Below are 5,411 nucleotides of genomic sequence, written 5' to 3'. Positions count from 1 at the left end.
GCGGGGGCAGGTTGCGGCTGCTGTCCGGGTTGGCCATTGTTCTGCTCCAGCGGCGCATAGCCGATTAAACCTTGGTTACGGTTGCTCAAATGCGGGGTATCGATTTTCAACGCCTGCAAACCGGTTTGGCTGATGTTGCCATTCTGATTGTGTAGCCGTGCGGTCTCGATATCGAACCGCCCGGCATTCAGGGTGCCGCTATTGGTCAGCTGCTCTTGGTTGCGGATGTTCATTTCTGCAGCCGATACCAGCAAACCGCTATTATCTACAGTGCGGGTACGCAGTAAGGCATGGCCTTGGGCGGAAACCGTACCGCTGTTTTCTAAGTGGTCGGCTTGGATACGGACAGCGGCCGTATCGGCACGGGCCGCCTGGCGTTCCGCCGCTACGATGCTGCCGCTATTGCTGATTTTGCCCTCGGCAGACAAGGAAACCCCGCCGACACCGGCAAACAGCTGGCCGGCATTATTGATGCCGACACCCCGTTCGGTGCTGACCAGGCTGATTTTGCCGGCATACATGCCACCCAGATTGCCGGTATCGATGGCAACCGCACCAGGCGTACTGCTGCCGGCCACGGCGGTATAGCTACCATCGGCAGCGGCATCATGGTTACCGGCTACCACCACAAGATTTTTTGCCCACAACCCGGCATTAATTTGTGCCGCCTGGGTCAGGATACGGGTGTAGTCGGCAGTAGCGGTATCTAGCCCGTTGCCTGCTACCTGAATGCTGCCGGAGCGTACCTGGAATCCATTCAGGTAGCCTTCCGGGCTGATCACCGGCCGACCGGTAGTCAGGGTAACCCCGGAGGCATTGATGAAGCCGCCACCGTTTACTCGGATACCGGCCGGATTGGCCACCACCACTTCAGCCCGACGGCCGGCCACTTCTATGTAGCCGTTCAACAGAGAGGGGTTGCTGCTGTTGACCTGGTTAACGATGATACGGGCTTCGCCACCCATCAACATAGGGTTGCCGGCTACCCAACCGCCTAGCTGGGTACGGCTGGCACCCCGGCTGTTGTTCAGAATGGCACCACGTTCGCCGATATCGAATTGTCGGTACTGGTTGACCGAAACGCCGCCGGCGGTCGGCGTTTGAATGTTGACCTGCGGCAGGCCGTTGGAAGTATGCGAAATGGCCGGCTGCTGCCCGGCCGGGGCTGCCGGATCGGCCACGATGCCGTCGGCGGCGGCCGGCAGTATGGTCGCCAATCCCAAAGCCAGCATCAGGGAGAAGGAGAACAGGGGTAAGCCGAAACAATGTACCCGTCCGCAAGCAGCCCCCCCGCCATGGCGGGGGTCTTTGCCATGGGAAACAGCCGTTTCAGCCACGGCCATGATTTGGTTGCGGACACGGTTGAAGACCAATTTGTACATTTGCTTATTCATGATAACGGCTCCCTCAAGTTAAATTGATTTAATTGATTGTTATTGGATTATGATTGTTTGGATTGTTTGCCCTGAATCTTAAAATGAGTAATTCAGACTGAAGCCGAAAGTAGTATCGGCGGTAGGCAAATATTGCGGCTTCACCAAAGGCGCACCAACAAACAGATCGTAATATAACGATCCGCCGGCATGCAGCTGCCCTTTGAATCCAATACCGCCACCCACCAACTCTCTGCCCGGCAGGTATTTACTCGACGGGCCGGCCACCCGCCCGGCATCCAAAGCCAGATAGACTTGGTGGTTGGGGGAGTATTGCCAAGCCAGATCGTTACGCCAATACCAGCCGCGCTCCGCCGACAACGTCACCTCTCCGTCAAACCCGCGTACCGTATAGCGGCCACCGATGGCAATTCTATCCAAGGCCGTCAATAGTGTCTGATTCCATTGGGTATGCAGGTGGGTATCGTAGACAAATTGCTGCTTGCCGATATTGAAAGGCAGATTCAAAGACAAATCCGTGGTCAGCAAGCGCATGCGGGCGGTGCCTTCATCGTATCTTTCTTCCGGCGCCGGCAGGCTGTGCAGCCAGCCCGTGCCTCGTTTGTATGTTACACCGGCAGATAACGTTGCCCGACCCAGGTATTCCTTGTGGTTTAAAGCCAGACTCCAGCCGGCGGTACGGCGGCGTTGCACATCTATTTCGGCATCATTGATAAAACTTTGGGTTTTACGCTGCCATAGCCTTAAAGTCAGATGGGTTTTACGGCGGGCATCCCGGTACAACAGACGGGTCAATCCGATATCTTGGCTCCAGCTTTTACCGTTATAGTCATAAACTTCCTGCTGCCCGGCCACTGCCTGGTGATAACGGTAATATTGGTAGTTCCAGGCCAAGAGCCAGTTACCGAACGGTACAGAATAATGCGCACCGTAGCTGCGGGTACCGCTGTCGGTTTTCTGCCCGTTCCTATCAGTCAAATCATTTTTATGCCCCAAGTTGCGGCTGTAAGAGACATAGGCCAAGTCGCTGAGCCCCAGTGGGTTGTCAGCCGACAAGGTAAAGCTGCCCTGATATTTGCCGGTGGCTTCGCTACCGGAATCATCCAGCCCGACGGATACCCGAAACGGTATCCGCCGCTGTTTCCAGCTGATCACCACATCGCTCTCGTTCGGCTGTTCGGCCGGTATGATCTGGATATCGGCATCGGCAGTAGGTACCCGTTTCAGGTTTTCCAAACCCTGTTCCAAATCGCGCAAATTAAGAATATCCCCACCCTTGGCCGGGAATTCGTTTTGCCGGGAGGCAATTCTGCCGGCATGGGTCTGTTCACGTTCGGACAAATCCACCCGAATGGCATGGATGCGCCCCGGAACAACCGTCAGTTCCAACACCCCGCTGTTTAAATCCTGCGGGGCGGCCAAAATACGAGTGGTCGTGTAACCACGCTCAATCAGCACATTTTGTGCCAAACCCATCAAACGGTTAATGCCTTGCGCACCCACGCACTGCCCCGGGGTAAAACCGGAGCGGGTAAGGGCATGGCGTAGGGAGAACTGGAATTGGTCGGCGGAGTCGCCGTTCAGACGGATACTGGAGAGCGGGAAACAGGGTGTTTCAATAGGGAGAGGCTCAATGGAAGAGTCTGCCGGGGTATTGGCATCGAGACGGACATCGGGCGCCGGTTGCCGCTGCTGTATGTCTTGTTTTCTTTGCTCTTCACGTTGTAGTTGGTCTTGCTGCACTTGTCGGGAAAGGGATTCGTCTGGTGCGGCTGCGGCAGGAGATGGATAGAAAGAGGTGAATAAAATAATACCAAGGGTAGTGTGGGAAAGTTTTAACATTTTTTATTTTATATTCAACAAGCACGCCTCATATTTGGTGTATGTATCTTCAATACACCAAACGATAGCGGTATGCACTAGTTTATAAATAGACGTTTACCTTTGATAAATAAGGGAAACTTGCAATAACTTGTAAAACTGTAAAATTTTTATTTAGTGTGTAAAGGCTACCCCAGTTTAGAAATAATGGCAAGAGATTTGAAGAGATATTCTCAGGCATCTTGTTAGTATAAAAATATTTACAATACATCCACATACAGATATCAACACCCATGATGGCAATAAGGTGGGACAGGAGGGCAAACAGAGCGCCGAGCTGATGGAGACAATGCCGGTACACCAGTGGCAAGAAGACGACACTGGCGCGGCGAATGATCGTTTTAAGGTACCAAAGTTCTATCCGGGCTTCGAGGGGACATACGATCAACAACTATGACCTTTTCCGTAAGCCCGGCATACCGGACACGTCTTCTTATTAGATGATAATCTCAGCATCCTGAATAACAAATTGCAGCAGAATCTCCGCATTAATGTCGATTAACTGCAAAAAACTGGACAGGAAAAGGAACGCGCTCAAGTGCGCGTGGTGGGATCCCTCAAAATCAAACTGATGTGGATACGCAAACTTTTTCAGGTACGAGAAAAGCAGTCTGCCTCGGGGCAGGTATAGGTGGAAGTTCAAAATTTTGGACGTGTATGCGGAGAGGTTACAAAAAATGTTCATTTTATTTTGACATCAGTGGCGAGGGATGGGCGCTCTGATTTTTCAATTATCAGTATGTATCAAACGGGTCGATGCCGTTATTTTTACAGTCAAGATAAAGATGGTTTGGAGATAAAAACGTATCTTGAAAGGCTCTTTGCCGAAGAATCAGACATATTTATCGGCGTATCTCCAGAAGATGACTTTTTAAACATTCTCTATTCTCTCTTTCGAAGGGAAGAAGGAGGTATTATCAGAAAAAGTAAGGCTAAAAAATGTAGCCCATGTAAAAAATCTTGGATTGGTTAAAGAGTCATCAGCAATAAATTCTTTGGAGACTTTGCTGTCATTAGAGGAGGGAAAGTAGCAAGGTAAACAAAACTTGGCAGCCGGTACAGAAAAATTCCAGTCATGGTTTGCTGGGCCGGTGTACTAGGGTCTGGGTTAGAAAAATTTTACTCAAGTTCGGATCACCTTTATTTTTCACGCAGTGCTCTACTACGGCCTGTATAGAAATAAAAAGATGAAGGGCTGGTCTGCAAAGAATTATTTATCATTGGAGGAAGAGACTCTGAAAAAATATGAGCGATATATGAAGATTTCGGAAAAATTTTCTCGGGAGGTAAAACTTTTATTGTTTTACCTCCCGAATTTTTTGAAATTATAGATCTGGGAAAAGTGGAGCTATGATGTGTCCTAGAGATTGCTTTTTTTGTTTAAAGCGCATACTTATATTTATATATAATATATATAATACCTATTATAAGAATATATATATCATATATAGTATATATACATCGGTGATTTTGGAATTTTGGATTGGTTTTCTTCCATCGGGTTTAACACGATGGCCGTCCGGTTGTCGAGACGGGATTCGGTAAGAAGCCCGTCGGCATAATCTGAGCTCGGTCTCAACCGAGCGAGGGCGAAGCTGGTTTTATGCCATCAGGTTTGACCAGATGGCCCTCGGGTTGGTAGGTGGGTTGATGACAAAAAGGGAAATAGTCGAGTACGCCGACATGGAGATGTATGCGAGTTGGCGCATGGAACGTTATGTCTGCCGAAGCAATAAATTCATCCTGCACTGTGTCAATGACCAATGGGGTTTAACCAAACCCACCCAGGAACAGATTCGCGAGATGTATCTGTCCACCCGATGACAAACAAGCCGCCCAATCAGGGTGGCTTGTTTTATTGGATGGCGGTTCGGTTAATATTGGTTCCACCAATAATCGTTAGGGTTGTAGTTGGGGGCCGGGATCCCGATGGTGTTTGGGAAGGGCGGGACTGAATATCTCTGGCTGGGTGTAGTAGATTATGGGAAGGATTTTGGGTTCCTTGTACCGTTTCCAAGACTACATTGATGTCTCCGTGAGTAGAACGCAATATCCGTTGCTGTTCTGTTGCGTGTGCTTGAAGTAGGGAGGCTTGTGTACCGTACTCCATGATTTCACCCCCTTAGCGCCATCTGA

At 50.2% G+C, this 5,411-nt stretch carries 3 protein-coding genes; 1 reads left to right on the top strand and 2 read right to left on the bottom strand.

Annotated features, from left to right (window positions below):
• Together HMPREF2796_RS00540 and HMPREF2796_RS00535 are read right to left on the bottom strand one after the other, a co-directional pair.
• Positions 1–1,394 (bottom strand): two-partner secretion domain-containing protein (locus HMPREF2796_RS00540; RefSeq protein ID WP_141749114.1); only part of this gene is annotated, 1,394 nt, incomplete at its 3' end.
• A 78-nt stretch (positions 1,395–1,472) separates the two neighbouring features.
• Complete coding sequence (locus tag HMPREF2796_RS00535; RefSeq protein ID WP_070630213.1) at positions 1,473–3,236, bottom strand: ShlB/FhaC/HecB family hemolysin secretion/activation protein; 1,764 nt, start codon at positions 3,234–3,236, stop codon at positions 1,473–1,475.
• Between the two features lie 670 nt (positions 3,237–3,906).
• On the opposite strand from HMPREF2796_RS00535, the gene HMPREF2796_RS10935 reads away from it, so the two are divergent.
• The gene (locus tag HMPREF2796_RS10935) at positions 3,907–4,248 is read left to right on the top strand and encodes a hypothetical protein (protein WP_141749113.1); all 342 of its coding nucleotides are present in this window, start codon (positions 3,907–3,909) and stop codon (positions 4,246–4,248) included.
• The last annotated feature ends 1,163 nt before the right edge of the window (positions 4,249–5,411 follow it).

The organism is Eikenella sp. HMSC071B05 (assembly GCF_001811325.1).
Taxonomy (GTDB): Bacteria; Pseudomonadota; Gammaproteobacteria; order Burkholderiales; family Neisseriaceae; genus Eikenella; species Eikenella corrodens.
Note: the sequence above shows the minus strand (reverse complement) of the source record. Positions and strands in the feature narration are given on the sequence as shown.